The organism is Streptomyces albicerus, from assembly GCF_008905045.1.
Classification (GTDB): domain Bacteria; phylum Actinomycetota; class Actinomycetes; order Streptomycetales; family Streptomycetaceae; genus Streptomyces; species Streptomyces albicerus.
Genome location: NZ_VWMY01000073.1, coordinates 21038 through 47618, shown reverse-complemented (window position 1 = coordinate 47618; position 26581 = coordinate 21038). Strand labels below are relative to the sequence as shown.

The following is a 26581-nucleotide window of genomic DNA, read 5'->3' as shown; positions in this document are numbered from 1 at the left end:
TGGGTATCTCAGCCTCTCCGGCGTTTGAGGAGCGGGGTCTGGGGCGGAGCCCCAGAAGGATGGGACGGGTAGGGGCGGCGGGGGCGAACCCAGCGACGCCGGCCACGAACAACCCGCAGCCGCCCAACCACCCCCCACCCCCCGAGCCCTCAGGCGTACTTACGCGCACCCCGCGGAGCGACCCGTACCTGCACGCCAATCGGTTCAATCGCTACTTTTCGCCCCAACTCGCCCTTAAATGGTGCGGTGACCACGACCGACCGTCGCGCCGCCCTCAGAACAGCCGCCGCCCTCACCGCCGCAGGCACCCTCGCCGGCTGTGGGGCGACCCGCGCAGTCACGGCCCCGGCCGCCCCACCCGGCAGCCCGCCGCAGGCGCCCCGCGCCTTCCCCCACCACCCGACCCAGATCACCCACGGCCCCCGCACCCACCCCCGCATCGCCCTCACCTTCCACGGCCAGGGCGACCCCACGACCGCCCGTGCCCTCCTCGACGAAGCCGAGAGACACGGCGCCCACATCACCGTGCTGGCCGTCGGGACGTGGCTGGACGCCCACCCCGCCCTGGCCCGCCGCATCCTCGACGGCGGCCACGACCTCGGCAACCACACCCAGCACCACCTCGACATCAACTCGATGCCGGAGGCGCAGGCGTACGCGGAGATCACCGAGTGCGCCGAGCGGCTCCGCAGCCTCACCGGCTCGATCGGCAGCTGGTTCCGACCCTCCCGCGCCGCCCGCGCATCCCCCCTCGTGGAAACACTGGCCCGCCGCGCCGGCTACCCGCACGTCCTCTCGTACGACGTCGACTCGCTCGACTTCACCTCACCCGGCGCCCCCGCCATCACCCGCAAGGTCACCACCGAGATCCGCAACGGATCCGTGGTGAGCCTGCACTTCGGGTACGCGGACACGGTCGCCGCGCTCCCCGCCCTCCTGCACGAACTCGACCGCCGCGGCCTGCGCGCGGTGACCACCACGGAGTTGCTGACCTGATGCTGACGCCCCACAAGAAACACCGGAACCTCACCAAGCGCGCCCTGACCGCGGTCGCCGTACTCGCGGCTCTCGCCCTCGCCGGCTGCGGCACCGAGTCCGAGGAGGGGGAGAACAGAGCACTGGGCGCGGTCAAACCCGCCAAGCCCGCCAAGCCGGAGAAACCCGTCGTCAAGGGGCTGCCCGGTATGCCGCCCGTCCTCGACAAGACCGACGTCTACGCCGCCGACCGCCCGAACAAGCTCTCCCCGGTCGTCAAGGACTTCCCGTCCCGCGTCTACGTCCCCAACACCGAGTCCGACACGGTCACGGTCATCGACCCGAAGACTTACGAGGTCATCGAGACGATCCCGGTCGGCGTCCAGCCCCAGCACGTCGTCCCCTCCTGGGACATGAAGACCCTCTGGGTCAACAACAACCGCGGCCACACCCTCACCCCCATCGACCCGAAGACCGGCAAGGCGGGCAAGGAGGTCGAGGTCCACGACCCGTACAACCTCTACTTCACGCCGAACGGCAAGTACGCCGTCGTCATGGCGTCCCTCGACCGCGAACTGGTCTTCCGCGACCCGCACACGATGAAGCGGCTCAAGACGGAACCCGTCACCTGCTACGGCGTCAACCACGCCGACTTCTCGCTCGACGGCCGGTACTTCATCGTCTCCTGCGAGTTCAGCGGCGAACTGCTGAAGGTCGACACGGAGAAGATGAAGGTCGTCGGCCAGCAGAAACTGCCCTTCGAGGGCGCCATGCCGCAGGACGTGAAGATCTCCCCGGACGGCAAGAAGTTCTACATCGCCGACATGATGGCCGACGGCATGTGGGTCCTGGACGGCGACAAGTTCGACAAGCCGAAGCTCCTGCCCACCGGCAAGGGCTGCCACGGCCTGTACGTCAGCCGCGACTCCCGCGAGATGTACGTCTCCAACCGGGGCGAGGGCACCATCTCCGTCTTCGACTTCACCCAGGACCGGCTCACCAAGAAGTGGCGCCTCCCGGACGGCGGCAGCCCCGACATGGGCGGGGTCTCGGCCGACGGCAAGGTCCTCTGGCTCTCCGGCCGCTACGACTCCGAGGTGTACGCCATCGACACCCGCACCGGTGTCCAACTCGCCCGCATCCCGGTCGGCAACGGCCCGCACGGCCTCGCGGTGTACCCGCAGCCGGGCCGCTACTCGCTCGGCCACACCGGCATCTTCCGCTGAGACAACCGAGGCAACCGAAGAAGTTGAGACACCTGCGGCAACGCCCGTCGGCGGACACGCCGCCATACGAGTGAAGATCCACGGCCCGTCCCCGCAGAACCGAGATCGTGCTCCCCATGATCACAACTCGCCTGCGGCGGCGGGCCGCTGCCGTCGTCCTGTCCCTCTCGGCCGTCTTCGCGACGTCCGCCGCGACGCTCCCCGCCGAGACGAAGGCCCTCTCCGCCACAAAGGCACCCTTCGCCGCGAAGGCCGCCCCCACCTGTCCCAAGTTCGCCGACCCCGTCCACGCCGCCGTGGACCGCCGCGTGGAGGTCGACCGCATCACGCCCGAGCCGGTCTGGCGCAAGACCTGCGGCACGCTCTACCGCAGCGACGGCCGTGGCCCGTCCGTCGTCTTCGAGCAGGGCTTCCATCCCAAGGACGTCGTGAACGGGCAGTACGACATCGAGCAGTACGTCCTCGTCAACCAGCCCTCGCCGTACGTCTCCACGAGCTACGACCACGACCTCTACAAGACGTGGTGGAAGAGCGGCTACAACTACTACATCGACGCTCCCGGAGGCGTGGACGTCAACAAGACCATCGGCGACACCCACAAGTGGGCCGACCAGGTCGAGGTCGCCTTCCCGGGCGGTATCGCGCGGCAGTACATCATCGGCGTCTGCCCGGTCGACAAGAAGACCAAGACCGAGATCATGAGCGACTGCGAGAGCAACCCGTACTACGAGCCCTGGCACTGACCCGGTGAGCCGACCGAGTCAGTGAGCGACGAGTAGCGCCTCCGCCCCGACCGGGCGGAACCCGGCCGCCTGGAACACCCGTACGCTGCGGGCGTTCCCGGCGGCCTGCTGCGCCCAGACCGGTTCGCCCCCGCTCAGCCGTCGCGCCGCCGAGGCGAGCGCACGCCCCAGCCCCCGGTGCCGTACCCCCTCGTCCACCTCGATCGCGGCCTCGAGCCGCCCCGCGACCCCGCGCCCCAGGACGAGTACGCCCCCGTCGACGGCCCACACCCGCACGTCGTCACGCCGCTTGCGGGCGCGGGCGACCCGGGGATGGTCGGGATCGTCGAGTTCCGTCACGCCGATCGACGGCGGACCGGACAGAGGCGTGGCGACCGTCAGCAGGTCGACCGTGTCCGTCGTACGCCCCGTACGCTCCATGAACGCCGCCAGGAACCGCGGATTCATGGTCGCCGCGAGGGGATCGCAGTCGAGCCGGGCCAGCGCCCCGCGTACCCACCCTTCCTCCTCGTCGGTGAAGACCACGGAGTGCGCGGTGAAGGCGATGACGCCGGCATCGCGATGAGAGTGCTGCGGCACGACGGTGATGCCGCCGTCCGCCGGCGGGAAGACTCCTCGAGCCGCCGCGTCCAGAATGTCCCGCAGAGTGCCGGCCACCGCGCCGCCCCTTCCCCTCGCTCGCCCTTGAGTCTCCACCCACTGGAAGGCCCAGACTCCACGACATGATCGACGACGGCACCGGGCTGCTCACCATCGGGCAGCTCTCCCGGAGCACCGGACTGCCGGTGCGCACCATCCGCTACTGGTCGGACGCGGGCGCCCTGCCGCCCGTGACCCGCTCGGCGGGCGGCTACCGGCTGTACGACGCCGCGTCCGTGGCCCGCCTCGAAGTCATCCGTACGCTGCGGGAACTGGGCCTCGGCCTGGACCACGTACGCCAGGTGGTGGCGGGCGAGACGACGGTCGCGGAGGTGGCGGCCACGTATGTGACGGCCCTGGATGCGCAGATCCGGGCGCTGAAGGTGACCCGGGCGGTGCTGTCGACCGTGGCGCGACGCGGCTCGACCGCGGAGGAGATGACCCTCATGCTGTGCTTTCTGGGGGATACCCCCAGACCCCCGAACTGGCGCGACTGTCGGCCGCCGAGCGGAGGCGGATCATCGAGGACTTCGTCGACGAGGTGTTCGGCGGCCTCGACGCGGCGGACCTCGCGATCCGCAACCGTATGCGGCACACCGCGATCGACCTGCCGGACGATCCCACGACCGAACAGGTCGACGCGTGGGTGGAGCTGGCCGAGCTGATGCAGGACCCGGACTTCCGGGTGCGGATGCGCGAGGTGATCGAGTTCAACGCCCGCGGTCGAGGCCCGGACACCTCGGAGGGCGCCTCGCTCGGGTTCGCCGGGCGCGTGGTCGAGGCGGTGGGCCGGGCTCGCGAACAGGGCATCGCGCCGGACGCACCCGAGGCAGCCGCGGTCCTGGACGATCTCCTGGGCGACCAGGATCGGGTCGCCGCCCTGGAACGGCTTGAGGCGGGCTCCTGGACGGAGGCCGCCCGCTACCGAGAGCTGGCGTCGATCATCAGGGGCCGGGAACCCAAGCCGCCGCACACGGGGGAGTTCGGGTGGGTGGTCGCCGCACTCCGCGCTCACCTCGGCAGTTAATCTGACCCCAGTCAGTACTGCACATGAGAAGGGGCGGACCCGGTGGCGGACATCGAGGAAGCACGCAAGGCGTTCGAGCGCATCGACGTGGACGGGGACGGCTACATCACCGCCGCCGAGTTCAAGAAGGCCCTGGCCCAGGGCGGCGACTGGAACGTCACCGAGTCGGTCGCCGAGGCGGTCATCGCCGCGCAGGACCTCAACGGCGACAAACTGCTCTCGTTCGACGAGTTCTGGTCCCACCTGGACAAGTAGGCGGAGCGGAAGGGGTGTCCGGCCGTGCCGGACACCCCTTCGCCATGTCCGGGCGGCCCGCGCTCAGGACGCCTGTTTCCGGTACTGCCCCGGCGCCACCCCGTACTCCCGCTTGAAGGCCTTGGCGAAGGCGAACTCCGAGGTGTAGCCGGTGTGCTGGGCGACCAGGCGGAGAGGCGTGTCGGACTCGCGGAGGAGGCGGCCGGCGGTCGTCATGCGCCACCAGGTGAGGTAGGCGAGCGGGGGACGGCCCACCAGGGCGGTGAAGTGGCGGGCGAAGGTCGCGCGGGACTGTCCCGCGCCGAGGGCGAGCTGTTCGACCGTCCAGGGGCGGGACGGGTCCTCGTGGATGGCGTGGAGGGCGGCCGTCACGGCCGGGTCGGCGAGGGCAGCGGACCAGCCCGTGGGATGACCGGAGCCGTGGCGCTCGCGCTGCCACCAGGCGCGCAGCATGTAGAGCAGGAGTGTGTCCAGGAGGGACGTGAGGATCGTGTCCGAGCCGGGCTGCGGGTCCTCCAGTTCCGTACCGAGGAGTTCGACGGCCGTGCGCAGGGAGCGGTGCGCGCCGATCCGGGCGGGGAGGTGGACGACTTCCGGCAGCTCGGAGAGAAGGGGGTGCGCCCGGGCGCGGTTCAGCTGGTACGCACCGCACAGCAGCACGGTGGCGGGGCCCTCGCCCGAGTGCTCCGCGGCGGGTGTGGGTTCGGGCCAGGTGCCGTCCTCCCGCAGCCGGACCTCCTCCAGCGGTACGCCGGGATCGCTGGCCAGCCCGTGCCCGCGCCCGTGGGCCAGGAACACCACGTCGCCGGGCCCGAGCGCCACCGGCTGGCCCTCCCGGGGAATCAGCCACGCCGAACCCTGCAGCACCACATGGAACCCGGCACCGGCGGACGGCTCGAACTCCAAGCCCCAGGGCGCGTACTTGGCCTGTCGGGAGGAGTGCGGCCGCCCGGCGCGCATCGCGGCGATGGCGTCACTCAGTACGTCCATGTCCCTGACTCTAGAGGCCCGTTCGCCCGGCGAGACGTGCGGACAGGAAATCGAGATCAGTGGACATGGATCGTCTCGCCGCCTGCTTCTAGCGTCATGGGTATGCCAACTACCGCACGGACCGTGCTTTTTCATGAACTCGGCGGGCCTGAAGTCCTGAAGATCGAGGACGCCGAAGTACCCGACCCCGGAGTCGGTGAAGTCCTCGTCCGCGTCGAGGCGTTGGGGCTGAACCGCGCCGAAGCCCTGTTCCGCGCCGGGACTTACTACTACCAGCCCTCCCTGCCCGCCTCCCGCCTCGGCTACGAGGCCTCCGGCGTGATCGAGGCCGTCGGCGAGGGCGTCACCGAACTCGCCGGCGGGGACCTCGTGATGACCGGGCCCGGCATCGAGATGAGTGCACAGGGTGTGTACGCCGAGCGGGTCGTGCTGCCCGAGACCGCGGTCGTACGGCGCCCGGAGTCGGTGGACGCGGTCACGGGGGCCGCCGCCTGGCTGACGTACACGACCGCGTACGGGGCGCTGCTGGAAACGGCCGGGACGAAACCCGGCGACCATGTGCTGATCACTGGCGCGTCCAGCGGTGTCGGCACCGCCGCGATCCAGGTCGCCCGCCGTATCGGCGCGATCCCGCTCGCCACGACCCGCACCGAGGCGAAGCGGCAACAGCTGCTCGACCTGGGCGCGGAGCACGTGATCGTGTCGGGCGGCTCGGGTGCGGAGACGGTGGCCAAGGAGACCAGACGACTCACCGGCGGCCGCGGGGTCGAGGTGATCTTCGACGCGATCGGCGGGCCCGCCTTCCGCCCGCTGGGCGACGCGCTCGCCGAGGGCGGCACGGTCGTCTGGTACGGCTGGCTCGACCCGCGCCCCGCCGAGCTCCCCTGGAACTGGCCCGTCACCGTCCACACGTACGCGAACTTCGCCCTGATCACCACGCCGGGCGGTCGGCGCCGCTCCACGGCCTTCCTCAACGCCGGCCTGCGCGACGGCGGTTTCCGGCCGGTGATCGGCGAGGTCTTCGACGGGCTCGACCGCATCCAGGACGCACACCGCCTGATGGAGAGCAATGAGCACACGGGCAAGATCGTGGTACGGATCTAGGCCGTGTTTTAGGTTCGGATTCCTGTGCGCGCCCTGCACGGTGATGATCAAGATGTGGGGCGAGGGGATCTTTCTGATGAGCAGTGGTCGGTGCTGGAGTCGTTGCTGCCTGCGGTGGGCATAAGTCGCAGGTGGCCTGGCTGTCGGCGGCTGGTAGACGGTGTGCGGTGGCGGGTTCGGACCGGAGTTCCGTGGCGGGACCTGCCGTTCGAGTACGGACCGTGGCAGACGGTGTATGGCCTGTTCCGGAGATGGCAGCGTCGGGGTGTGTGGGCCCGGCTGTTGACGTTGTGGCAGGCGAGGGCTGATGCGGCCGGGCTGATCTTCTGGGAGGTCAATGTCGACTCCACCTTCTGCCGGGCACACCAGCATGCTGCCGGTGCCCGCCGGCGCGGTGCTGTGCAGAAGGAACCGCCGGGCGGAGTGAGCGCCGAACCTGAAGACCATGGACTGGGCGGGTCGCGAGGCGGGTTCACCACGAAGATTCATCTGGCGTGTGAGCAGGGACAGAAGCCGTTGTCGCTGCTGATCACCGCCGGGCAGCGCGGTGACAGTCCGCAGTTCGAGCCGGTCCTGAACGCGATCGGGGTGGCCCGGCCTGGTGCCGGCCGGCCGAGAAGCCGCCCGCTGCGGGTGCGAGGCGATTTAGGCGTACTCTTCACGCGCGAATCGCGCCTACCTGCGCAGACGTGGCATCAGGTGCACGATTCCTGAGCCGGTCGATCAGGTCCGCAACCGCAACCGCAGGCGCCGCGGCCGTGGCGGTGGCCGTCCGCCCGTCTTCGACCGCGAGGACTACAAGGCCCGGCATGCGGTCGAATGCGGGATCAGCCGTCTCAAGCAGCACCGGGCCGTGGCGACCCGGTTCGACAAACTTGCGGTTCGGTTCGAGGCGACGGTTCAGGTCGCGGCGATTCATCAGTGGCTGTGAACCCTCAGCCTGCCGTCGTGCGGATGCCCCAGCAGGAAAGGACGGGCCTGCGGTCATTACGGAGGAAGAGCGCGTTTCCTGGCATTGGCGCGGGGCGGTGTGTATGGGGTTGCACCTTCCGTAGCGGCATGTGGTCCGGTGGACTTACGTCCCGGTCCCTTGAGGAAAGGTCCCTGCTCATGCATGCGTCCTTCATGCCACCCCGCCAGGTCAAGATCGGTGACGCGGCGGCCTTCGCCGGCACCACGCCGCGGGCGGTTCGCCATTACCACGAGATCGGCCTGCTCCCCGAGCCTGAGCGGGGCGGCGATGACCGCCGCCGCTACGGGTACGAGGACATGATCCGACTGCTGTGGATTCGCAAGATGGCCGATGCCGGGATCGCCCTGGACGACATCCGTGACGCCTTTACCACCGGCACGGCTTCCGCCGGTGCGGACAGCGGAGACGGTATCGCGGGCATCCTGGAGCGGTTGGAGGAAACCCTCGCCGAGCAGGAGGCGGAATTGCGGCGGCAGCGGACCGCTGTGCAGCGGATGCGCACCGAAGGCAGCCGGATGGGCCTGCTCTCCGACTTCGTCACCGACCGTCTCAAGAGCCTGCCCGAGGGCTCCCTGCGTCAGGCGGACCTGGACAGTCTGCTGGTCACTGAGCGGATCTTCGGCCCGCTCGGCGCGGCCGTCCAGGCCACCCGCTTCGTCGTCCTGGCCACGCATCCCACTCTGCGGGAGGATTCCGACCGCATCGATGACGCCGAGGAGGCACTCGATGACAGCGTCGCCGTCGATGATCCACGGGTGGCTCAGGTGGCCGTCGAGCGGCACGCCTTCGAAAGCGCCCTGCAGGCCGTCATCGAGGAGTCCGGCCTGGGGAAGGACGACGATGACCTTTTCGACGCCTGGGACACTTTGCACCCTGCCACCGCCGATGACGGCGAGGACGAGGCCGACCTCAGCTCTGGCAGGCGGGAGGCTGACTCCATGAGCGTGTTCGAAGCCATCGGCAAGATGCCCTACGACTTCTCCCCAGCCCGTCTGCGCTGTATGGAACTGGCCGAAGAACTATCCGCCCAAGACTCACCCGCTAGCTAAAACACGGCCTAGCGGATGGCGGGTTTTCGGGCGTAACTCGTGATCGGCCCGGCTCGTTCATCCGATCATGAGTTCTATCGAGGGTGGGCGTGTCGAGTCGGGCAGATTGTGTGTGGCCGAGGGGAGCGGATGGGCCTGCGGCCGGTCATCGGAGCGGCACACCTTTACGGGACGGCTGTGCAGTGCCCACTACGCACAGCTTCGGCGTGGCAGGGATCTCGCTCCCATCAAGAGCCGCATTGCCGAACAAGCGAGTTACAGGCCATGCCAATTCGATGGGTGCGGGAGAGCGGTGCGGGCCACAGGGCTCTGCACCGCTCACTACAACCAGCGAAGGGCGGGAAGGCCGTTGTCTCCTCTGCGCAAAAGGCGGGATAACGGCGTCTACAGGGCGATGGTCGAAAGCGGGATCATCGCCTGCCTTGGGTGCGGCGAGAACAAGCCCGTGTCGGAGTATTCGGTGCTCAACGCGGCAGGTGCGCCAAGACCCTATTGCAAGCCGTGCAACGCCGAACGCGTTCGGCTGAGTCACTACAACGTGACTAAGGAGTTCCTCGAGTTGCTCTTGCGGTACCAGGGAGGGAACTGCGCGGTATGCGGAACTGCCGATGCCGGCGGGAGAGGGGTCATGCACATCGACCATGACCATGCGTGCTGCCCGGGCAGGCGGAGCTGCGGGGAGTGCGTGCGTGCTCTCGTCTGTACGAAGTGCAACCTCTATGGTCTTGCCTGGTACGAATCTCTCCCGCCCAGCCTCCGTACTTTCGACTGGCTGAACAGCTACATCCACAATCCACCGGCGAAGCGACTCCGCGAGGAACTGGCCGCCCCCTTACGTGAGTAAGGGCGTTAGGCGCTCGTCGCCCACTCGCGCAGGGCAGCCTTGCTCTCGAAGTCCGCCACGTTCTTGTCCAGCGGATCGTCGGTGTACTGGTGGAAGCGCCACTTCGCCTGGATGCGGGGCTTGCCGGCGGTCACATAGTCGGCGATCCAGAGGCCGTCACCGGCATACGAGGTGGTGTCGACGTTCAACCAGTAGTTCCTGTTCGCGTACAAAATCACCCGATGGTTCGGCCGCAGTTCCTTCACCTTGCGGATGAAGCGGTCCTTCTCGGCGTTGCTCGCGTGGGTGCCGTCGCTCGTCGTCTCCCAGTCGACGGCCAGGATGTCGCCCGCCTTCTCCGGGGCCTTGCTGACGAAGTACTCGGCCTGGGCCGTGAGGTTGCCCGGCCAGAGGAAGTGGTAGAAGCCGACCACGCATCCGGCGTCCCGGGCCCTCTTCGTCTGCGCGCTCAGTTTCGGGTTGACGTACGTCCGGCCTTCCGTGGCCTTGACGAAGACGAAGGACAGACCTTCGGTGTTGTACGAGGACGACTGGTAGGCACTTACGTCGATGCCGCGCAGCATGGTGGTTCCTCCGTGCGGTGGTGGGGGGACGGTGCACCGTGGTGCTTGTGGGGGCAACTACCTTTGATCTTCCCTCACTTCGTCCGCCTCACCCTCAGCACTCGATGATGTTCACCGCCAGCCCGCCCCGAGCGGTCTCCTTGTACTTGACGCTCATGTCCGCGCCCGTTTCCTTCATCGTCTTGATGACCTTGTCGAGGGACACCTTGTGGGAGCCGTCGCCGCGCATCGCCATCTTCGCCGCGGTCACGGCCTTGACGGCGGCCATGCCGTTGCGTTCGATGCAGGGGATCTGGACGAGGCCGCCGACCGGGTCGCAGGTGAGGCCGAGGTTGTGTTCCATGCCGATCTCGGCGGCGTTCTCGACCTGTTCGGGGCTGCCGCCGAGGACCTCGGCGAGGGCGCCGGCGGCCATCGAGCAGGCCGAGCCGACCTCACCCTGGCAGCCGACCTCCGCGCCGGAGATGGAGGCGTTCTCCTTGAAGAGCATGCCGATCGCGCCGGCCGCGAGCAGGAAGCGTACGACTCCCTCCTCATCGGCGCCCGGCACGAAGTTGATGTAGTAGTGCAGGACCGCCGGGATGATGCCCGCCGCGCCGTTCGTGGGGGCCGTGACAACGCGGCCGCCCGCCGCGTTCTCCTCGTTCACCGCCATCGCGTACAGCGTGATCCACTCCATCGCGTGGGCCAACGGGTCGCCCTCGGCGCGCAGTTGGCGGGCCGATACGGCGGCGCGGCGGCGGACCCTGAGGCCGCCGGGCAGGATGCCCTCGCGGGACATGCCGCGCGAGACGCACGCCTGCATCACCCGCCAGATGGCGAGGAGCCCCTCGCGGATCTCCTCCTCTGTGCGCCAGGCCCGCTCGTTCTCCAGCATCAGGGCGGAGATGGACAGGCCCGTCTCGCGCGTCAGCCGGAGCAGCTCGTCGCCCGTGCGGAAGGGGTACTTGAGGACCGTGTCGTCCAGTTTGATGCGGTCGGCGCCCACCGCGTCCTCGTCGACGACGAAGCCGCCGCCCACCGAGTAGTACGTCTTCGACAGCAGTTCGGCACCCGAGGCGTCGTACGCCCACAGCGTCATGCCGTTCGCGTGGTACGGCAGCGTCTTGCGGCGGTGCAGGACCAGATCGTCGGAGAAGGAGAAGTCGATCTCGTGCTCGCCGAGCAGGGCGATGCGGCCGGACGACTTGATCTGTTCGACCCGGTCGTCGGCACCCTCCACGTCCACCGTCCGCGGCGAGGCGCCCTCCAGGCCGAGCAGCACCGCCTTGGGCGTCCCGTGCCCGTGCCCGGTCGCGCCCAGTGAGCCGTACAGCTCCGCGCGTATCGAGGACGCCGAGGCCAGCACGTCCTCGCTCCGGAGGCGGCGCGCGAACATCCGCGCCGCACGCATCGGGCCGACCGTGTGGGAGCTGGACGGGCCGATGCCGATCGAGAACAGGTCGAAGACCGAGATGGCCACGGGGACTCCTCAATACGGGGTGGTGCAGGGCGTGGGGTGTCCCGCTCACCTACGAGTGTGCGGGACACCCCACAAAAGGAACTACTTGTTCAGACCGGGGTACAGCGGGTGCTTGTCGGCCAGGGCCTTCACCCGGGCCTTCAGCGCCTCCGCGTCGGCCGCCCCGAAGGAAGCGGGCGCCTTCAGCGCCTCCGCGATGACGTCCGCGACCTCGGCGAAGTCCTCGGCGGTGAAGCCGCGGGTGGCGAGGGCGGGCGTACCGATCCTGAGCCCCGACGTCACCATCGGCGGGCGCGGATCGTTCGGGACGGCATTGCGGTTGACCGTGATGCCGACCTCGTGGAGGCGGTCCTCGGCCTGCTGCCCGTCCAGCTCGGAGTCGCGCAGATCGACCAGGATCAGGTGGACGTCCGTGCCGCCGGACAGGACGTTCACGCCGGCCTCACGGGCGTCGGCGGCCGTCAGACGCTCGGCGAGGATCCGCGCGCCCTCGACCGTACGACGCTGGCGCTCCTTGAAGTCCTCGCTCGCGGCGACCTTGAAGGAGACCGCCTTGGCCGCGATCACGTGCTCCAGCGGACCGCCCTGGAAGCCGGGGAAGACCGAGGAGTTGAGCTTCTTCGCGAAGTCCTTCTTCGCCAGGATGATGCCGCCGCGCGGGCCGCCCAGCGTCTTGTGGGTGGTGGAGGTGACCACGTCCGCGTGCTCGACCGGGTTCGGGTGCAGACCGGCCGCGACCAGACCCGCGAAGTGCGCCATGTCGACCCACAGGTAGGCCTCGACCTCGTCCGCGATCCGGCGGAACTCCGCGAAGTCCAGCTGCCGCGGGTACGCCGACCAGCCGGCGATGATCACCTTCGGCCGGTGCTCCTTGGCGAGCCGCTCGACCTCGGCCATGTCGACCAGGCCGGAGTCGTCCACGTGGTAGGCGACCACGTTGAACTGCTTGCCGGAGAAGTTCAGCCGCATTCCGTGGGTCAGGTGGCCGCCGTGGGCCAGGTCCAGACCGAGGATGGTGTCGCCGGGCTGGGCCAGCGCGAAGAGGGCGGCCTGGTTGGCGGAGGCGCCCGAGTGCGGCTGCACGTTGGCGTACTCGGCGCCGAACAGCTCCTTGACCCGGTCGATCGCGATCTGCTCGGCGACGTCGACGTGCTCGCAGCCGCCGTAGTAGCGGCGGCCCGGGTAGCCCTCGGCGTACTTGTTGGTGAGGACCGAGCCCTGGGCCTCCATGACCGCGACCGGGGCGAAGTTCTCCGAGGCGATCATCTCGAGGGTGGACTGCTGACGGTTCAGCTCGGCGTCGAGGGCGGCGGCGACGTCCGGGTCGAGTTCGTGCAGGGGCGTGTTCAGAAGCGACATGTGTCAGGAGTCCTTAGGAGCCGGAGAATTCGGTGTACTCGTCCGCGGAGAGCAGGTCCTTCGGCTCCTCCGCGACCCGGACCTTGAACAGCCAGCCGCCCTCGAAGGGGGCGGTGTTCACCAGCGCGGGGTCGTCCACCACGTCCTGGTTGATCTCGGTGACCTCGCCCGTCACGGGCGAGTACAGGTCGCTCACCGACTTGGTCGACTCCAGCTCACCGCAGGTCTCGCCCGCGGTCACCGTGTCGCCCACCTCCGGGAGCTGGACGTACACGACATCGCCGAGCGCGTTCGCCGCGTGCTCCGTGATGCCGACCGTCGAGACGCCGTCCTCGGCGCCCGACAGCCACTCGTGCTCCTTGCTGTAGCGCAGCTGCTGGGGGTTGCTCATGGCCTGAATTCTCCTGTACGCGGGGGAGTGCTGATGCATGGGGAGTGCTGGTGAGCTGGGCGGATGTGCCCAGGGTCACTTCTGACGCCTGCCGACGAGTGTCACTTCCGGCGCTTGCGAGCCGGCGTCACGTCCGGGGCCTGCGGACCAGTGTTCACTTCTGGCGCTTGTAGAACGGCAGCGCCACGACCTCGTACGGCTCGTGGGTGCCCCGGATGTCGACACCGACGCCGGGCGTGCCGGGCGCGGAGTGCGCGGCGTCGACGTACGCCATCGCGATCGGCTTGCCGAGGGTCGGGGAGGGCGCGCCGGAGGTGACCTCGCCGACGACCTTGCCGTCGGCGACGACCGGGTAGTCGGCGCGCGGGACGCGGCGGCCCTCGGCGATCAGGCCGACGAGGACGCGCGGGGGCTCCGACTCGGCACGGGCGGCGGCCTCGGTCAGGGCCTCGCGCCCGACGAAGTCGCCCTCCTTCTCGAACTTCACGACCCGGCCGAGCCCCGCGTCGAAGGGAGTGAGCGAGGTGCTCAGCTCGTGCCCGTACAGCGGCATGCCCGCCTCCAGACGGAGGGTGTCCCGGCAGGAGAGCCCGCAGGGGACGAGCCCGGCCGCGGCACCCGCCTCGGTCAGCGCCTGCCAGAGCTTCTCGGCGTCGGCCGGGGCGACGAACAGTTCGAAGCCGTCCTCGCCGGTGTAGCCGGTGCGCGCGATGAGCGCCGGGACGCCCGCGACCGTGCCGGGCAGGCCCGCGTAGTACTTGAGGCCGTCCAGGTCGGCGTCGGTGAGCGACTTGAGGATGCCGGGGGACTCGGGGCCCTGGACGGCGAGCAGCGCGTACGCGTCCCGGTCGTCGCGGACCTCGGCGTCGAATCCGGCCGCGCGCTCGGTCAGGGCGTCCAGGACCACCTGGGCATTGGAGGCGTTCGCGACGACCATGTAGTGAGATGACCCGGCCTCCGTCTCGGCGAGCCGGTAGACGATCAGGTCGTCGAGGATGCCGCCGTCCTCGCGGCAGATCATCGTGTAGCGGGCGCGGCCGACCTTCACGCCGCCGATGTTGCCGACGAGCGCGAAGTCGAGCAGGGCGGCCGCCTGTGGCCCGGTCACGGTGATCTCGCCCATGTGGGAGAGGTCGAAGAGGCCGGCCCTGGTGCGTACGGCGAGGTGCTCGTCGCGCTCGGAGCCGTACCGCAGGGGCATGTCCCAGCCGGCGAAGTCGGTCATCGTCGCGCCGAGCGAGCGATGCAGGGCATCGAGCGCCGTGCGGCGCGGTTCAACGGGGGCGTTACTGCTCATCGGTGGGGCTCCCAAGGCATGACGGCGAGGTCGTTCCTCCCCATCTGTCATCGGAACCTGAGAGGTTCGCCATGACCACCCGTAAAGGGAGTGGTCAATGGTTTGCACCTTGGGTGGAGCCACTGGTCAGCGGCTCGCTTTTCAGATGTGCCTCGCCCGCGCGGTAATGGGGCCTGAGAGATTCAAGGGAGGGACTTGCTCCTTCGGCGCCCGGACACTCGTACACCTGCGTGTACACGTACCCGGAACTCTCCCGCGCGGATTCAAGCGGCCGGTATGCAGTTGGCGCGCACATCATTGCACGCATCGGGACGGCACGGCAGGGGAGTCCGCACACAGCCGCACAGGGGCCGCACAGGGGTCGCGCAGGGTCCACAGGTACCCACAGTGATCTGTGACGGGGCTGTGGCATGACAAGAACAGAAACGAGGGGTCTCGCGCATTACCTTCTCTTTACACTCGACGGGGATGGGTCTCCCGACCCCATGGGGAGGACGATCAGGGTGAACAGGACCACGGCGTACGCGACGAGCGCGGGTATCGCGCTGCCCAAGCAGCCCACTGTCCCGGCCAGGGAGGCGTGCGGCCCGCTTCCGGCGCCCGTCGTCCGCGATCTGCGGGACCGCGCGGGATGCAGCCCGCACGGCCTCCACTTCGGCGCGGCCGACCTGGTCGTGGTCACGGGCCTGCCCGGCAGCGGCAAGTCGACCCTGATGCGCCGGGCGGTGACCGGCCGCCGCATCGACTCCCAGGACACCCGCGACCGCTGGGACGGCCGCCTGGCCCGCTTCCTGCCGTACGCGGTCTACCGCCCCCTCGTCCGCGTCGCGCACTACGCGGGCCTGCGCCGGGCCCTGCGCTCTGGCGAGGGCGTCGTCGTGCACGACTGCGGTACGCAGGCCTGGGTGCGCAGCTGGCTCGCCCGGGACGCCCGGCGCCGCGGCGGCACGCTGCACCTGCTGCTCCTCGACGTCGACCCCGGCACGGCCCTGGACGGCCAGCGCGAGCGCGGCCGCGGCGTCTCGCGGTACGCGTTCGCGCGGCACCGCGGCGCGGTCGCCCGGCTGCTGCGCTCCGTGGAGAAGGGTGATCTGCCGGAGGGCTGCGGCTCGGCGGTCCTCATCGACCGGACCGCGGCGGACGTGCTGCGGCGGATCGACTTCGGCGACTGAGGCTTCGGCGGCTGAGGCCTCGGCCACGGAGGTTTCGGCAGCTGACGGCGCGTACGCGTAATCTCATTACCCGCAAAGGCGGTTCGAGCAGGCGGTAGAGAGATGGACTTCCCGGCACAGGACATTCCGGCACAGGCACACCCGCACCCCCATGTCGGCTGGCCCGGCAACGAGTTGGAGGAGGTGCTGGCCGCGTCCCTGGGTGCGGCCGCCTCGCCTTCAGCGGGATTCCGGATCGTGGAGGTCCTGGGCCGCAGCTTCGTCTGGGTGCCGCTGCCCGGGGGCGGCGGCCCGCACAGCGGCCCGCTCGACCTGGCCACGATGGAGCTCGGCGGACAGGCGTACGTGCCGGTCTTCAGCTCGGAGCAGCAGTTCCGCCAGGTCGTCGGCGACCACATGTCGTACACGGTGGCGCCCGCCGTCGAGTTCGCGCGCGGTCTGCCGCCCCAGGTGGGCATCGTGGTGAACCCGGACGGCACGGTCGGCGTGCCGCTGCCGCCGCCCGCCGTCGCCGAGCTGTGCCGGGCGGGCCGGACCGAACTGGACGGCCCCGCGAGCGGCGGCCGGGTACGCCTCTTCCAGCCCGACTGGCAGGACGACCCGGTGGACTTCCTGTCCGCGGCCGCCGCGGAGTTCGACGCGACCGGGGTCGTACGCAGCGCCCGCCGCTGCCTGGCGAGCATCGAGGGCGGCACCCCCGTGATGTTCATCGGCGTCGAACTGACCCACTGGCACGACGACGCCCGCACCCTCCCGCTGGACGCCGTCGCCCGAGCCCTGGGCCGGGCCCCCGTCCACCACCCGGTGAACGTCGTCTTCCTGGACGTGGCCCAGGACCCGGTGGGCGACTGGCTACGAGCCCAGGTACGCCCTTTCTACAACCACCCCCACTAGCCACCACCGCCCCACTGGGACGCGCCCCGAAGGGGCGCGGGGAACGGCGCGCTCAACCACAACGAACCCGCAGCTCCCCACGGGCAGAAAGCCCCGAGCTCTCACCACCTTTCCCAGCGGAGCGCAACGGTGCTGTCGGGATCGCCACTTAAGCTGGTTTCATGGCTCGGTCGGGGTCGTGCCACGTTCAAGTGAGCGCCGCACCCCGGACGAATGGAACCCGTATGTCAGGGATGTCGCGAAGGGGCGGTAGAAGGTGAGCGCGTCGGGCACGGCCGCGGCCGGGCAGGTCGAGCACATGCTGCGCCAAGTGACGCCCGGGCGTTACGACGCCTACGAGGCGCTCCTGCGTGCCCTCGCGACCCCGTCGTCCGGCCAGGTCTGGATGCTGCTCTGGCACGGCCAGGCCGGCTCGCCCGACGCCCAGTACGGGAACATGGAGGTGGACGGCTTCGGCTACGCACCCTGTGTGACCTCCGCCCAGGAGCTCTCGGCCAGCGGCTGGAACCGTTCGTACGAGGTGGTCGACGGACTCGACGTCGCCCGCACCCTCTACCCCGACCACTACGGCCTCTGGCTGAACCCGCACGCGCCGGGCGGCGGCGTCGGCATCCCCTGGCTGGATCTGCGCCGGATCGCCACCGGCCTCGAGCGGCAGCCCGCGGGCCCGCTCCGGCTGTCCGAGCCGGGCATCGAGATCCCGCAGTTCTACGCCCTGCTCACACAGAACGCGCATCGGACCGCCGCCGTCCGCTCGCTGCGCCGCGCCTGGGTGCAGCCCGCGCTCGGCGCACCGTATCTCGCCATCGGGCTCGATGTGTACGACACCAGCCCGCCCGCCGTGGACTCGGTACGGGCGATGATGCAGCAGTCCATCGGCGCGGTGCCGGACGGCCTTCCGGTGTCGACGGTCGCGATGTCCGACGAGTACGACCCGGTGGCCCTGTGGCTGCGAGTCAACGCGCGGCCGTTCTACGACCGGGAGGCGCACGCGGCGCCGGCCCAGGCGCCGGCGGCCGGCGGATACGGGTTCCCGGGCACGTACTGAGACGGAGACCATCCGGGTCCGCGACTGAGACCATCCGAGCCTGCGGTTGAGATCATCCGAGTCTGCGGTTGAGACCAATCGAGCCCGCCCGCGTCCATCCCGTGGAGCACCCGCTTCCTCTCCCGTATCAACCTCGGGTGGAATGTCCTGATCTACGCGGGTAAATGGGATGCAAGGCCCCTTCCGCCCCAAGTGTCCCGCGTCCGACCCCCGTTACCCGGCGTTCGGATAACGGAACCCCCCAGACAGCATCACGTTTGCGCATCCATTCACCGTCAAGTCTGGCAACAGATCGCTGAGGCGTTGAAGACTCCCGGTCCAGGGGGTTTCGCCCCCGTGTACAACGGACTGATCACGCCGCTACAGCGGCACGTGTGGGCCGGCTACCGCCGGTTGAGAGGGGTCCCTGCCACGATGACGGCACCATTGCACGAGCCGACGGCCGAAGCCGCCCCGAGCGCGGCCGAGGAGGCGGCGCTCGTCGCCGGTTCCGCCGAGGCGAAGGCGGTACAAGGACGTTCCCTCGGCCGCATTGCCTGGGAGCGTCTCAAGCGGGACAAGCTGGCCCTGACGGGTGGCGTCGTCGTGCTCGTGCTGATCGCGATCGCGCTGCTCGCGCCCGTGATCACGAACCTGGTCGGACAGGACCCCGAGACCCACCACGAGGACCTGATCGACCCGCTCTTCTCGACCCCCACGGGGTCCTGGGGCGGTATCAGCGGGGACCACCTGCTCGGCGTCGAGCCGGTCAGCGGCCGCGACATCTTCGCCCGGATCGTCTACGGCGCCCGGGTCTCGCTCCTGGTCGGCTTCCTGTCGGCCCTGGTCGCGGTGGTGCTCGGCACGATCCTCGGTGTGCTCGCCGGCTACTTCGGCGGCTGGGTGGACGCGATCATCAGCCGGGTGATGGACGGTCTGCTGGCCTTCCCGCAGCTGCTCTTCATCATCGCGCTGGTCTCGGTCATGCCGAACGAGATGCTGGGCCTGACGGGCACGGGCGTACGCCTGTTCGTCATGATCCTGGTGATCGGCTTCTTCGGCTGGCCCTATGTCGGCCGTGTGGTGCGGGGCCAGACGCTGTCCCTGCGCGAGCGCGAGTACGTGGAGGCGGCGCGCAGCCTCGGGGCAGGGCGGTTCTACATCCTGTTCAAGGAGCTGCTGCCCAACCTCGTCGCGCCCATCATCGTGTACACGACGATGATGATCCCGACGAACATCCTCACCGAGGCGGCGCTCAGCTTCCTGGGCGTGGGCGTCAAGCCCCCCACGGCCTCATGGGGACAGATGCTCTCCTCCGCGATCGACTACTACGACTCGGATCCCATGTACATGGTGATCCCGGGCGTAGCGATCTTCATCACCGTGCTCTCCTTCAACCTCTTCGGCGACGGCGTACGCGATGCGCTCGACCCGAAGGGTTCTCGCTGAACTGCCGTACCCCCAGGGCCCGTCATCTGTCGACGGGCCGCTACACACACGGAGGATCCGAGTGACTACCCAACGCACCACAGGGCGGCGCAAGCAAGCTGCGGCCGCCGCAGCCGTGGTCGCTGCGCTGCTGTCCACGGCGGCGTGCGGCGGCGGCAACGACGACGACGGCGGTTCGAAGAGCGGCGCGGCCGGCTTCAACGCCGCGAACAACAAGGTCGCGCAGGCCTCCCTCGCCAAGAAGGGCGGCGAGCTGAAGTTCGCCGGCGCCCAGGACGCCGACTCGTGGGACACCACGCGCGGCTACTACGGCTTCGCCTGGAACTTCATGCGGTACTACAGCCGCACACTGGTGACCGGCAAGGCGGAGCCCGGAGCCAAGGGCGCCGAGGTCACTCCGGACCTCGCCACCAGCACGGCGAAGATCTCCGACGACGGCAAGACCTACACGTACACGCTGCGTGACGGTGTCACCTGGGAGGATGGCAAGCCCATCACCTCCAAGGACGTCAAGTACGGCATCGAGCGCGTGTGGGCGCAGGACGTCCTGTCCGGCGGTCCGGTCTACCTGAAGGACGTGCTCGACCCCAAGGGCGAGTACCCGGGCCCGTACAAGGACAAGTCCGCGGACAAGCTGGGGCTGAAGGCGATCGAGACCCCGGACGACAAGACCATCGTCTTCAAGCTGCCCGCGGCGAACTCGGACTTCGAGGACATCCTCGGGCTCGCCTCGGCGGCCCCGGTCCGCCAGGACAAGGACACCAAGTCCAAGTACGGCCTGAAGCCCTTCTCCTCCGGCCCGTACAAGTTCCAGTCGTACACGCCGAACAAGAAGCTGGTCCTGGTCCGCAACGAGAACTGGAAGCAGTCCTCGGACCCGATCCGCAAGGCGTACCCGGACAAGATCTCGCTGACGCTGTTCACCAACGCCAATGACATGGACCAGCGTCTGATCAACGGCGACTACGACCTGGACATCGGCCAGACCGGTCTGTCCCCGCAGGGCCGCACCACCGCCCTGAAGCAGCACAAGGGCAACCTGGACAACCCGGTCTCCGGCTACATCCGCTACGCGGTCTTCCCGCAGAGCGTCAAGCCGTTCGACAACATCCACTGCCGCAAGGCCGTGATCTACGGCGCCGACCACGAGTCGCTGCAGACCGCACGTGGTGGCCCGGTCGCCGGTGGTGACATCGGCACCAACATGCTGCCGCCGTCCGTGCCGGGCTCCGAGGGCCAGAAGTACGACCCGTACGAGTCGGCCACGACGAACAAGAACGGCAACGCCGCCAAGGCCAAGGAAGAGCTGAAGGCCTGCGGTCAGCCCAACGGCTTCAAGACCACCATCGCGGTCCGCAACAACAAGCCGGTCGAGGTGGCCACCGCCGAGTCCCTCCAGGCCTCGCTGAAGAAGGTCGGCATCGACGTCGAGATCGACCAGTTCGACGGTGCGCAGACCACCGGCATCATCGGTAGCCCCGAGAACGTCAAGAAGAAGAACTACGGCATCATCATCATGGGCTGGGGCCCGGACTTCCCGACCGTCCAGGGCTACGGTCTGCCCCTGTGGAGCGGCAAGTACATCCTTGAGAGCGGCAACAACAACTTCGCCCTGATCAAGGACAAGACGATCGACGGCCTCTTCGACGACTACGTCACGGAGCTGGACGAGGCGAAGAAGACCGAGATCTCCACGGAGATCAACCACAAGGTCATGGAGGGCGGTTACTACCTGCCCTTCGTCTTCGAGAAGTTCATCAACTGGCGCTCCAACCGTCTCGCGAACGTCTACACGACCGACAACTACAGCGGTCAGTACGACTTCGTGAACCTGGGCCTGAAGAAGTAATCCCGACCGGCGCACCCGCCATACGGCACGAAAGGCAGGTGAAGGCCGGCGCGGCGTGACCCGCGGGCCACCGGACGACCTCCGGTGGCCCGCGGCACCGCCGCCGGGCCGAGAGCAGTGCTCGCATACCTCATCAGGCGGCTCTTCGCCGCCGCAGTGATGCTGGTGGTCATCATTCTGGTGGTCTTCGGCATCTTCTTCCTCGTCCCCCGCTGGGCGGGCGTGGACCCGGCCACGATGTTCGTGGGCAAGCAGGCCGACCCCGCGGCCATCGAGGCCGTGCGGCAGAAGCTCGGTCTGGCCGACCCGATCTTCGTCCAGGTCTGGGAGTTCTTCAAAGGCCTCTTCGCCGGGCGTACCTACGCGGCCGGCGGTGACGTCACGGAGTGCGCGGCGCCGTGCTTCGGCTACTCCTTCCGCAATGAGCAGGCCATCTGGCCGGTGCTCACCGACCGCTTCCCAGTGACCCTGGCTCTCGCGCTCGGTGCCGCCGTACTGTGGCTGATCTTCGGTGTCGCGGCGGGTGTGCTGTCCGCGCTCAAGCGCGGGTCCCTCTGGGACCGCGGCGCGATGGTCATCGCCCTCGGCGGCGTCTCGCTCCCCATCTACTTCACCGGTCTGCTGTCGCTGGCGATCTTCAGCTACGGCCTCGGCTGGCTCGACGCCCAGTACGTCCCCATCGAGGAGAGCTTCACCGGCTGGCTCGGCGGCATGATCCTGCCGTGGATCACGCTGGCCTTCCTCTATGCCGCGATGTACGCCCGGATCACCAGAGCCACCATGCTGGAGGTCCTGGGCGAGGACTACATCCGCACCGCCCGCGCCAAGGGCCTGCGCGAACCCGTCGTCATCGGAAAGCACGCGATGCGCTCCACCATGACGCCGATCCTCACCATGCTCGGCATGGACCTCGGTGCGCTGATCGGTGGCGCGATCCTCACCGAGACCACCTTCAGTCTTCCCGGCCTCGGCGCCGCCGTGCTCAAGGCGATCAGCGACAAGGACCTGCCCGTCATCCTGGGCGTCACGCTGATCACCTCGCTCGCGGTGATCGTCGCGAACCTGCTGGTGGACCTGCTGTACGCCGTGATCGACCCCCGAGTGAGGCTCTCATGACCGAACTCAGCAAGAGCGGAGCGGCCATGACCGAGCCCGTGGACACGGCCTCGCCCGCCCCCTCCGCCTTCCTCGAAGTCCGCGACCTGAAGGTGCACTTCCCGACCGACGACGGCCTGGTCAAGTCCGTCGACGGGCTCAGCTTCACGCTGGAGAAGGGCAAGACCCTCGGCATCGTGGGCGAGTCCGGCTCCGGCAAGTCGGTGACCTCGCTCGGCATCATGGGCCTGCACACCGCCGGTCAGTACGGCAAGCGCAAGGCGCAGATCTCCGGTGAGATCTGGCTCGACGGCACGGAACTGCTCTCCGCCGACCCCGACCACGTACGCAAGCTGCGCGGCCGCGAGATGGCGATGATCTTCCAGGACCCGCTGTCGGCGCTGCACCCGTACTACACGATCGGCCAGCAGATCGTGGAGGCGTACCGGATCCACCACAAGGTCGACAAGAAGGTGGCCCGCAGGCGCGCCATCGAGATGCTCGACCGGGTCGGGATCCCTCAGCCGGACAAGCGGGTCGACGGCTACCCGCACGAGTTCTCCGGCGGTATGCGCCAGCGCGCGATGATCGCGATGTCGCTGGTCAACAACCCCGAGCTGCTGATCGCGGACGAGCCGACGACCGCCCTGGACGTGACCGTCCAGGCGCAGATCCTCGACCTCATCCGGGACCTGCAGAAGGAGTTCGGCTCCGCGGTCATCATCATCACCCACGACCTGGGCGTCGTCGCCGAGCTCTCCGACGACATCCTGGTGATGTACGGCGGCCGCTGCATCGAGCGGGGCCCGGCCGAGAAGGTCTTCTACGAGCCCCGGCACCCGTACACGTGGGGCCTGCTGGGTTCCATGCCGCGTCTCGACCGCGAGCAGACCGAGCGGCTGATCCCGGTCAAGGGCTCCCCGCCCTCGCTGATCAACATCCCGTCGGGCTGTGCCTTCAACCCGCGCTGCCCGTACGCGGACGTCCCCAAGGACAACGTCACCCGCACGGTCCGCCCCGAGCTGACCGAGGTCGGCAGCCAGCACTGGGCCGCCTGCCACATGACGCACGAGCAGCGGGAACGGATCTGGACCGAAGAGATTGCGCCGAAGCTGTGAGTGAGAATGCAGAGGACAAAGCAGTGACCACCCCTGCACCGAGCGCCGGCGCGACGACTCTCACCAAGGACGCCGCCCCGGGCGAGACGCTCCTGAAGGTGACCGGGCTGCAGAAGCACTTCCCGATCCGCAAGGGCCTGCTCCAGCGGCAGGTCGGCGCGGTCCGGGCGGTCGACGGCATCGACTTCGAGGTCAGGTCCGGCGAGACCCTGGGCGTCGTGGGCGAGTCGGGCTGCGGCAAGTCGACGATGGGCCGGCTGATCACGCGGCTGCTCGAACCGACCGCGGGCACCGTGGAGTTCGAGGGCCGGGACATCACCCACCTCGGGGTGAGCGCGATGCGGCCGATGCGCCGTGACGTCCAGATGATCTTCCAGGACCCGTACTCGTCGCTGAACCCGCGCCACACGATCGGCACCATCGTCGGGGCCCCCTTCAAGCTCCAGGGCGTCGAGCCCGAAGGCGGCATCAAGAAGGAGGTCCAGCGGCTGCTGTCGGTGGTCGGCCTCAACCCCGAGCACTACAACCGCTATCCGCACGAGTTCTCCGGCGGCCAGCGCCAGCGCATCGGCATCGCCCGCGCGCTCGCGCTCAACCCGAAGATGGTCGTGGCGGACGAGCCGGTCTCCGCGCTCGACGTGTCGATCCAGGCGCAGGTGGTGAACCTGCTGGACGACCTCCAGCAGGAGCTGGGCCTCACATACGTGATCATCGCGCACGACCTGTCCGTCGTACGCCATGTCTCGGACCGTATCGCCGTGATGTACCTCGGCAAGATCGTCGAGCTGGCCGACCGTGACTTGCTGTACAAGGCGCCGATGCACCCGTACACCAAGGCGCTGATGTCGGCCGTGCCGATCCCGGACCCCAGGCGCAAGTCGGCCAAGAGCGAGCGCATCCTGCTCAAGGGCGACGTGCCCTCGCCGATCTCGCCGCCGAGCGGGTGCCGCTTCCACACGCGGTGCTGGAAGGCCACGCAGATCTGCACGACCACCGAGCCGCCGCTCCTCGAGCTGAAGCCGGGTCAGCAGGTGGCCTGCCACCACCCGGAGAACTTCGAGGACCAGGCGCCGCAGGACACGGTGCTGCTGACCGCCGCGAAGGAGGCGGCGGAGCTGGTGGCCGACGAGGTGCTCGCGGAGTCGGCGGAGACGTCGGCGGCAGTGGCGGCGAGGGTGGCCGAGGGGGCGACGACCTCCACGGAGGCGCCGGCCGAGGACGCCGCCACGGAGTCGTCGGCCGACGAGGCTTCCGCAGAGGCCCCGGTGGAGGACGCCGCAGCCGAGCCCGCCTCCGAGGACGACACTCCCGCCAAGGAGAAGTAAGCAGCAGGAGTAAGCAACAGAGAAGTAAGCAGCACCGAGCCCCTGCCTTGCAATGTAAGGCAGGGGCTCGGTGCTGGGTGAGAATGTAGGGGTGCTCCAGCAAATCTTCAGCCCCTCCGTCCAGCACGTGCTGGACCTGATCGGCATCTTCGTCTTCGCGATCTCCGGCGCCCTCCTGGCCGTCCGCAAGAACTTCGACGTCTTCGGCATCGCCGTCCTCGCCGAGGTCACCGCGCTGGGCGGAGGGCTGTTCCGGGACCTGGTCATCGGGGCGGTGCCGCCCGCGGCCTTCACGGATCTGGGGTACTTCATCACCCCGCTGTTCGCCGCCCTGCTCGTGTTCTTCCTCCACCCGGAGGTGGAGCGGATCCAGTTCGGCGTGAACGTCTTCGACGCCGCGGGCCTCGGCCTGTTCTGCGTCGCGGGCACCACGAAGGCGTACGAGTACGGGCTGGGCCTCACCGCCTCGGCGACCCTCGGCCTGGCGACCGCCGTCGGCGGCGGCGTGCTGCGCGACGTCCTCGCCAACGAGGTTCCCTCGCTGCTGCGCTGGGACCGCGACCTGTACGCGGTGCCCGCCATCGTCGGCGCCACGATGGCCGTCCTGTGCATCCGCTACGACGTGCTGACCCCCTTCACCTCCGCGCTCGCCGTCGTCACGGCCTTCGTGCTGCGGCTGCTCGCGATGCGGTACCACTGGCGCGCGCCCCGGGCATGGAACCGGCGCTCGACGGCGGTAGAGGTGCCGGAGTGAGACCCTCCGCCGCCGGCTCCACCACGGGGTTCCTCGTGATTCACGTGATCGAAACAGAAAAAGCTACTGCTTAGTAATTTCCTGTTGTACCGTTCAGGCATGTCAGAAGCAGCTTCCCTGCACGCGGTACGGGCCAGGATCGGCGACAGCGAGTTCGACCACGACACCGCGGTCACCCGGCGCGAACCCGGCGTCTACGACATCGACCTGTCCGCCGGGTGGACGATCATCAACGCGGTCAACGGCGGCTACCTCCTCGCCGTCCTGGGCCGCGCGCTCGCGGACGCCCTGCCGCATCCCGACCCGTTCACGATCTCCGCGCACTACCTGACCGCGTCCCACCCGGGCCCGGCGGTCGTCCGCACGGACGTCGTACGCACCGGTCGCACCCTCTCCACCGGCCAGGCATCCCTCTTCCAGTACGACGACGCGGGCCGCGAGATCGAGCGGATCCGCGTGCTCGCCTCGTACGGCGACCTCGACGACCTGCCCGACGACGTCCGCACGAGCGCGAAGCCGCCCGCGATCCCGCCGATGGACCAGTGCTTCGGCCCCGAGGACGGACCTGCTCCCGTCCCCGGGAGTTCCGCCATCACCGACCGGCTGATGCTCAAGCTCGACCCCTCCACGCTGGGCTGGGCCCTCGGATCGCCGTCCGGCAAGGGCGAGATGCGGTCCTGGTTCGGCCTCGCCGACGGCCGGGACCCGGACCCCTTCTCGCTGCTGCTCGCCGTGGACGCCCTGCCGCCGACCGCCTTCGAACTCGGCCTGTCCGGCTGGGTCCCGACCGTCGAGCTGACCGTGCACGTGCGCTGCCGTCCGGCGCCGGGCCCGCTGCGCGTCTCGATCACCACCCGCAACCTCGCCGGCGGCTTCCTGGAGGAGGACGCCGAGGTGTGGGACAGCGCGGACCGACTCGTCGCACAGTCCCGCCAACTGGCCAGGGTGCGACTCGGCTAAGCGCGTCCGGCGAAGTCAGGTGCAGCTCGGCAGCGCCCCTT

At 69.1% G+C, this 26581-nt stretch carries 25 protein-coding genes, 1 pseudogene and 2 riboswitches; of the genes and pseudogenes, 19 read left to right on the top strand and 7 right to left on the bottom strand.

The window, feature by feature from the left end:
* Positions 1–246 precede the first annotated feature (246 nt).
* The 3 genes from GAS53_RS44495 to GAS53_RS44485 all read left to right on the top strand — a co-directional run bounded on the left by GAS53_RS44495 (position 247) and on the right by GAS53_RS44485 (position 2944).
* Positions 247–996, top strand: coding sequence for a polysaccharide deacetylase family protein (locus tag GAS53_RS44495; RefSeq protein WP_151483484.1), 750 nt, complete (start codon positions 247–249; stop codon positions 994–996).
* A complete protein-coding gene (locus tag GAS53_RS44490; protein ID WP_151483483.1) occupies positions 996–2201 on the top strand; it encodes a YncE family protein in 1206 nt (401 codons plus the stop codon). Before GAS53_RS44495 ends, GAS53_RS44490 begins: the two co-directional genes overlap by 1 nt.
* Positions 2202–2317: 116 nt before the next feature.
* A complete protein-coding gene (locus tag GAS53_RS44485; RefSeq protein ID WP_151483482.1) occupies positions 2318–2944 on the top strand; it encodes an ADP-ribosyltransferase in 627 nt (208 codons plus the stop codon).
* 18 nt (positions 2945–2962) lie between these two features.
* On the opposite strand, the gene GAS53_RS44480 is transcribed toward GAS53_RS44485, so the two are convergent.
* Complete coding sequence (locus GAS53_RS44480) at positions 2963–3601, bottom strand: GNAT family N-acetyltransferase (RefSeq protein ID WP_151483481.1); 639 nt, start codon at positions 3599–3601, stop codon at positions 2963–2965.
* Between the two features lie 65 nt (positions 3602–3666).
* On the opposite strand from GAS53_RS44480, the pseudogene GAS53_RS44475 reads away from it, so the two are divergent.
* Together GAS53_RS44475 and GAS53_RS44470 are read left to right on the top strand one after the other, a co-directional pair.
* Positions 3667–4610 (top strand): annotated as a pseudogene (locus GAS53_RS44475) (helix-turn-helix domain-containing protein).
* A gap of 42 nt (positions 4611–4652) precedes the next feature.
* On the top strand, positions 4653–4865 hold the full coding sequence (locus GAS53_RS44470; protein WP_151483480.1) for an EF-hand domain-containing protein: 213 nt from the start codon (positions 4653–4655) through the stop codon (positions 4863–4865).
* 63 nt (positions 4866–4928) lie between these two features.
* Here the strand turns inward: GAS53_RS44470 and GAS53_RS44465 are convergent, their stop codons facing one another.
* A complete protein-coding gene (locus tag GAS53_RS44465; RefSeq protein ID WP_151483479.1) occupies positions 4929–5855 on the bottom strand; it encodes an AraC family transcriptional regulator in 927 nt (308 codons plus the stop codon).
* A gap of 102 nt (positions 5856–5957) precedes the next feature.
* Here GAS53_RS44465 and GAS53_RS44460 point away from each other — a divergent pair, with 102 nt between their 5' ends.
* The 4 genes from GAS53_RS44460 (at position 5958) to GAS53_RS58605 (ending at position 9825) form a co-directional block, all read left to right on the top strand.
* Positions 5958–6959: a zinc-dependent alcohol dehydrogenase family protein gene (locus GAS53_RS44460; RefSeq protein ID WP_151483478.1), complete on the top strand. Its 1002-nt coding sequence runs from the start codon at positions 5958–5960 to the stop codon at positions 6957–6959.
* A gap of 54 nt (positions 6960–7013) precedes the next feature.
* Positions 7014–7890 (top strand): IS5 family transposase gene (locus GAS53_RS44455; RefSeq protein ID WP_151483489.1). Its coding sequence is split into 2 segments (ribosomal slippage): positions 7014–7607 and positions 7609–7890, totalling 876 coding nucleotides; the frame shifts between segments, so codons are not numbered across the junction.
* Positions 7891–8069: 179 nt separating this feature from the next.
* The gene (locus tag GAS53_RS44450) at positions 8070–8981 is read left to right on the top strand and encodes a MerR family transcriptional regulator (protein ID WP_151483477.1); all 912 of its coding nucleotides are present in this window, start codon (positions 8070–8072) and stop codon (positions 8979–8981) included.
* 67 nt (positions 8982–9048) lie between these two features.
* Entirely contained in the window at positions 9049–9825 is a 777-nt protein-coding gene (locus tag GAS53_RS58605; protein WP_151483476.1) for an endonuclease domain-containing protein, read from the top strand.
* A 5-nt stretch (positions 9826–9830) separates the two neighbouring features.
* Here the strand turns inward: GAS53_RS58605 and GAS53_RS44440 are convergent, their stop codons facing one another.
* From GAS53_RS44440 to gcvT, 5 genes are all read right to left on the bottom strand, one after another.
* Positions 9831–10388: a glycoside hydrolase family 25 protein gene (locus tag GAS53_RS44440; RefSeq protein ID WP_151483475.1), complete on the bottom strand. Its 558-nt coding sequence runs from the start codon at positions 10386–10388 to the stop codon at positions 9831–9833.
* A 94-nt stretch (positions 10389–10482) separates the two neighbouring features.
* Entirely contained in the window at positions 10483–11850 is a 1368-nt protein-coding gene (locus GAS53_RS44435; RefSeq protein ID WP_151483474.1) for an L-serine ammonia-lyase, read from the bottom strand.
* A gap of 81 nt (positions 11851–11931) precedes the next feature.
* Entirely contained in the window at positions 11932–13209 is a 1278-nt protein-coding gene (gene glyA, locus GAS53_RS44430; RefSeq protein WP_151483473.1) for a serine hydroxymethyltransferase, read from the bottom strand.
* 13 nt (positions 13210–13222) lie between these two features.
* Complete coding sequence (gcvH, locus tag GAS53_RS44425; RefSeq protein WP_151483472.1) at positions 13223–13600, bottom strand: glycine cleavage system protein GcvH; 378 nt, start codon at positions 13598–13600, stop codon at positions 13223–13225.
* 154 nt (positions 13601–13754) lie between these two features.
* Complete coding sequence (gene gcvT, locus GAS53_RS44420; protein WP_151483471.1) at positions 13755–14897, bottom strand: glycine cleavage system aminomethyltransferase GcvT; 1143 nt, start codon at positions 14895–14897, stop codon at positions 13755–13757.
* A gap of 34 nt (positions 14898–14931) precedes the next feature.
* Positions 14932–15048: riboswitch (glycine riboswitch) on the bottom strand.
* Positions 15049–15163: riboswitch (glycine riboswitch) on the bottom strand.
* Between the two features lie 237 nt (positions 15164–15400).
* Here gcvT and GAS53_RS44415 point away from each other — a divergent pair.
* From GAS53_RS44415 to GAS53_RS44370, 10 genes are all read left to right on the top strand, one after another.
* Positions 15401–16069, top strand: coding sequence for an AAA family ATPase (locus tag GAS53_RS44415; RefSeq protein WP_225859476.1), 669 nt, complete (start codon positions 15401–15403; stop codon positions 16067–16069).
* A 102-nt stretch (positions 16070–16171) separates the two neighbouring features.
* Entirely contained in the window at positions 16172–16963 is a 792-nt protein-coding gene (locus GAS53_RS44410; RefSeq protein WP_151483470.1) for an enhanced serine sensitivity protein SseB, read from the top strand.
* Positions 16964–17219: 256 nt separating this feature from the next.
* Positions 17220–18011, top strand: a complete 792-nt coding sequence (locus tag GAS53_RS44405; protein ID WP_151483469.1) for an enhanced serine sensitivity protein SseB C-terminal domain-containing protein — start codon at positions 17220–17222, stop codon at positions 18009–18011.
* 414 nt (positions 18012–18425) lie between these two features.
* Positions 18426–19439, top strand: coding sequence for an ABC transporter permease (locus GAS53_RS44400; protein ID WP_151483468.1), 1014 nt, complete (start codon positions 18426–18428; stop codon positions 19437–19439).
* A 61-nt stretch (positions 19440–19500) separates the two neighbouring features.
* Positions 19501–21288: an ABC transporter substrate-binding protein gene (locus GAS53_RS44395; RefSeq protein WP_151483467.1), complete on the top strand. Its 1788-nt coding sequence runs from the start codon at positions 19501–19503 to the stop codon at positions 21286–21288.
* 117 nt (positions 21289–21405) lie between these two features.
* A complete protein-coding gene (locus GAS53_RS44390) occupies positions 21406–22404 on the top strand; it encodes an ABC transporter permease (RefSeq protein ID WP_151483487.1) in 999 nt (332 codons plus the stop codon).
* Positions 22401–23501: an ABC transporter ATP-binding protein gene (locus GAS53_RS44385; RefSeq protein ID WP_151483466.1), complete on the top strand. Its 1101-nt coding sequence runs from the start codon at positions 22401–22403 to the stop codon at positions 23499–23501. Before GAS53_RS44390 ends, GAS53_RS44385 begins: the two co-directional genes overlap by 4 nt.
* On the top strand, positions 23498–24826 hold the full coding sequence (locus GAS53_RS44380; RefSeq protein WP_151483465.1) for an ABC transporter ATP-binding protein: 1329 nt from the start codon (positions 23498–23500) through the stop codon (positions 24824–24826). The genes GAS53_RS44385 and GAS53_RS44380 overlap by 4 nt, the downstream gene beginning before the upstream one ends.
* A 91-nt stretch (positions 24827–24917) precedes the next feature.
* On the top strand, positions 24918–25580 hold the full coding sequence (locus GAS53_RS44375; RefSeq protein ID WP_151483464.1) for a trimeric intracellular cation channel family protein: 663 nt from the start codon (positions 24918–24920) through the stop codon (positions 25578–25580).
* A 99-nt stretch (positions 25581–25679) separates the two neighbouring features.
* The gene (locus tag GAS53_RS44370) at positions 25680–26540 is read left to right on the top strand and encodes a thioesterase family protein (RefSeq protein ID WP_151483463.1); all 861 of its coding nucleotides are present in this window, start codon (positions 25680–25682) and stop codon (positions 26538–26540) included.
* The last annotated feature ends 41 nt before the right edge of the window (positions 26541–26581 follow it).

Bases quoted from the DNA above. Each gene is read 5' to 3' on its own strand.
- GAS53_RS44410 (WP_151483470.1), top strand. From the start codon at position 16,172: ATGGACTTCCCGGCACAGGACATTCCGGCACAGGCACACCCGCACCCC.
- GAS53_RS58605 (WP_151483476.1), top strand. From the start codon at position 9,049: ATGAGTTCTATCGAGGGTGGGCGTGTCGAGTCGGGCAGATTGTGTGTG.
- GAS53_RS44440 (WP_151483475.1), bottom strand. From the start codon at position 10,388: ATGCTGCGCGGCATCGACGTAAGTGCCTACCAGTCGTCCTCGTACAAC.
- GAS53_RS44385 (WP_151483466.1), top strand. From the start codon at position 22,401: ATGACCGAACTCAGCAAGAGCGGAGCGGCCATGACCGAGCCCGTGGAC.
- glyA (WP_151483473.1), bottom strand. From the start codon at position 13,209: ATGTCGCTTCTGAACACGCCCCTGCACGAACTCGACCCGGACGTCGCC.
- gcvT (WP_151483471.1), bottom strand. From the start codon at position 14,897: ATGAGCAGTAACGCCCCCGTTGAACCGCGCCGCACGGCGCTCGATGCC.
- GAS53_RS44400 (WP_151483468.1), top strand. From the start codon at position 18,426: ATGACGGCACCATTGCACGAGCCGACGGCCGAAGCCGCCCCGAGCGCG.
- GAS53_RS44490 (WP_151483483.1), top strand. From the start codon at position 996: ATGCTGACGCCCCACAAGAAACACCGGAACCTCACCAAGCGCGCCCTG.
- gcvH (WP_151483472.1), bottom strand. From the start codon at position 13,600: ATGAGCAACCCCCAGCAGCTGCGCTACAGCAAGGAGCACGAGTGGCTG.
- GAS53_RS44465 (WP_151483479.1), bottom strand. From the start codon at position 5,855: ATGGACGTACTGAGTGACGCCATCGCCGCGATGCGCGCCGGGCGGCCG.
- GAS53_RS44460 (WP_151483478.1), top strand. From the start codon at position 5,958: ATGCCAACTACCGCACGGACCGTGCTTTTTCATGAACTCGGCGGGCCT.
- GAS53_RS44485 (WP_151483482.1), top strand. From the start codon at position 2,318: ATGATCACAACTCGCCTGCGGCGGCGGGCCGCTGCCGTCGTCCTGTCC.
- GAS53_RS44370 (WP_151483463.1), top strand. From the start codon at position 25,680: ATGTCAGAAGCAGCTTCCCTGCACGCGGTACGGGCCAGGATCGGCGAC.
- GAS53_RS44450 (WP_151483477.1), top strand. From the start codon at position 8,070: ATGCATGCGTCCTTCATGCCACCCCGCCAGGTCAAGATCGGTGACGCG.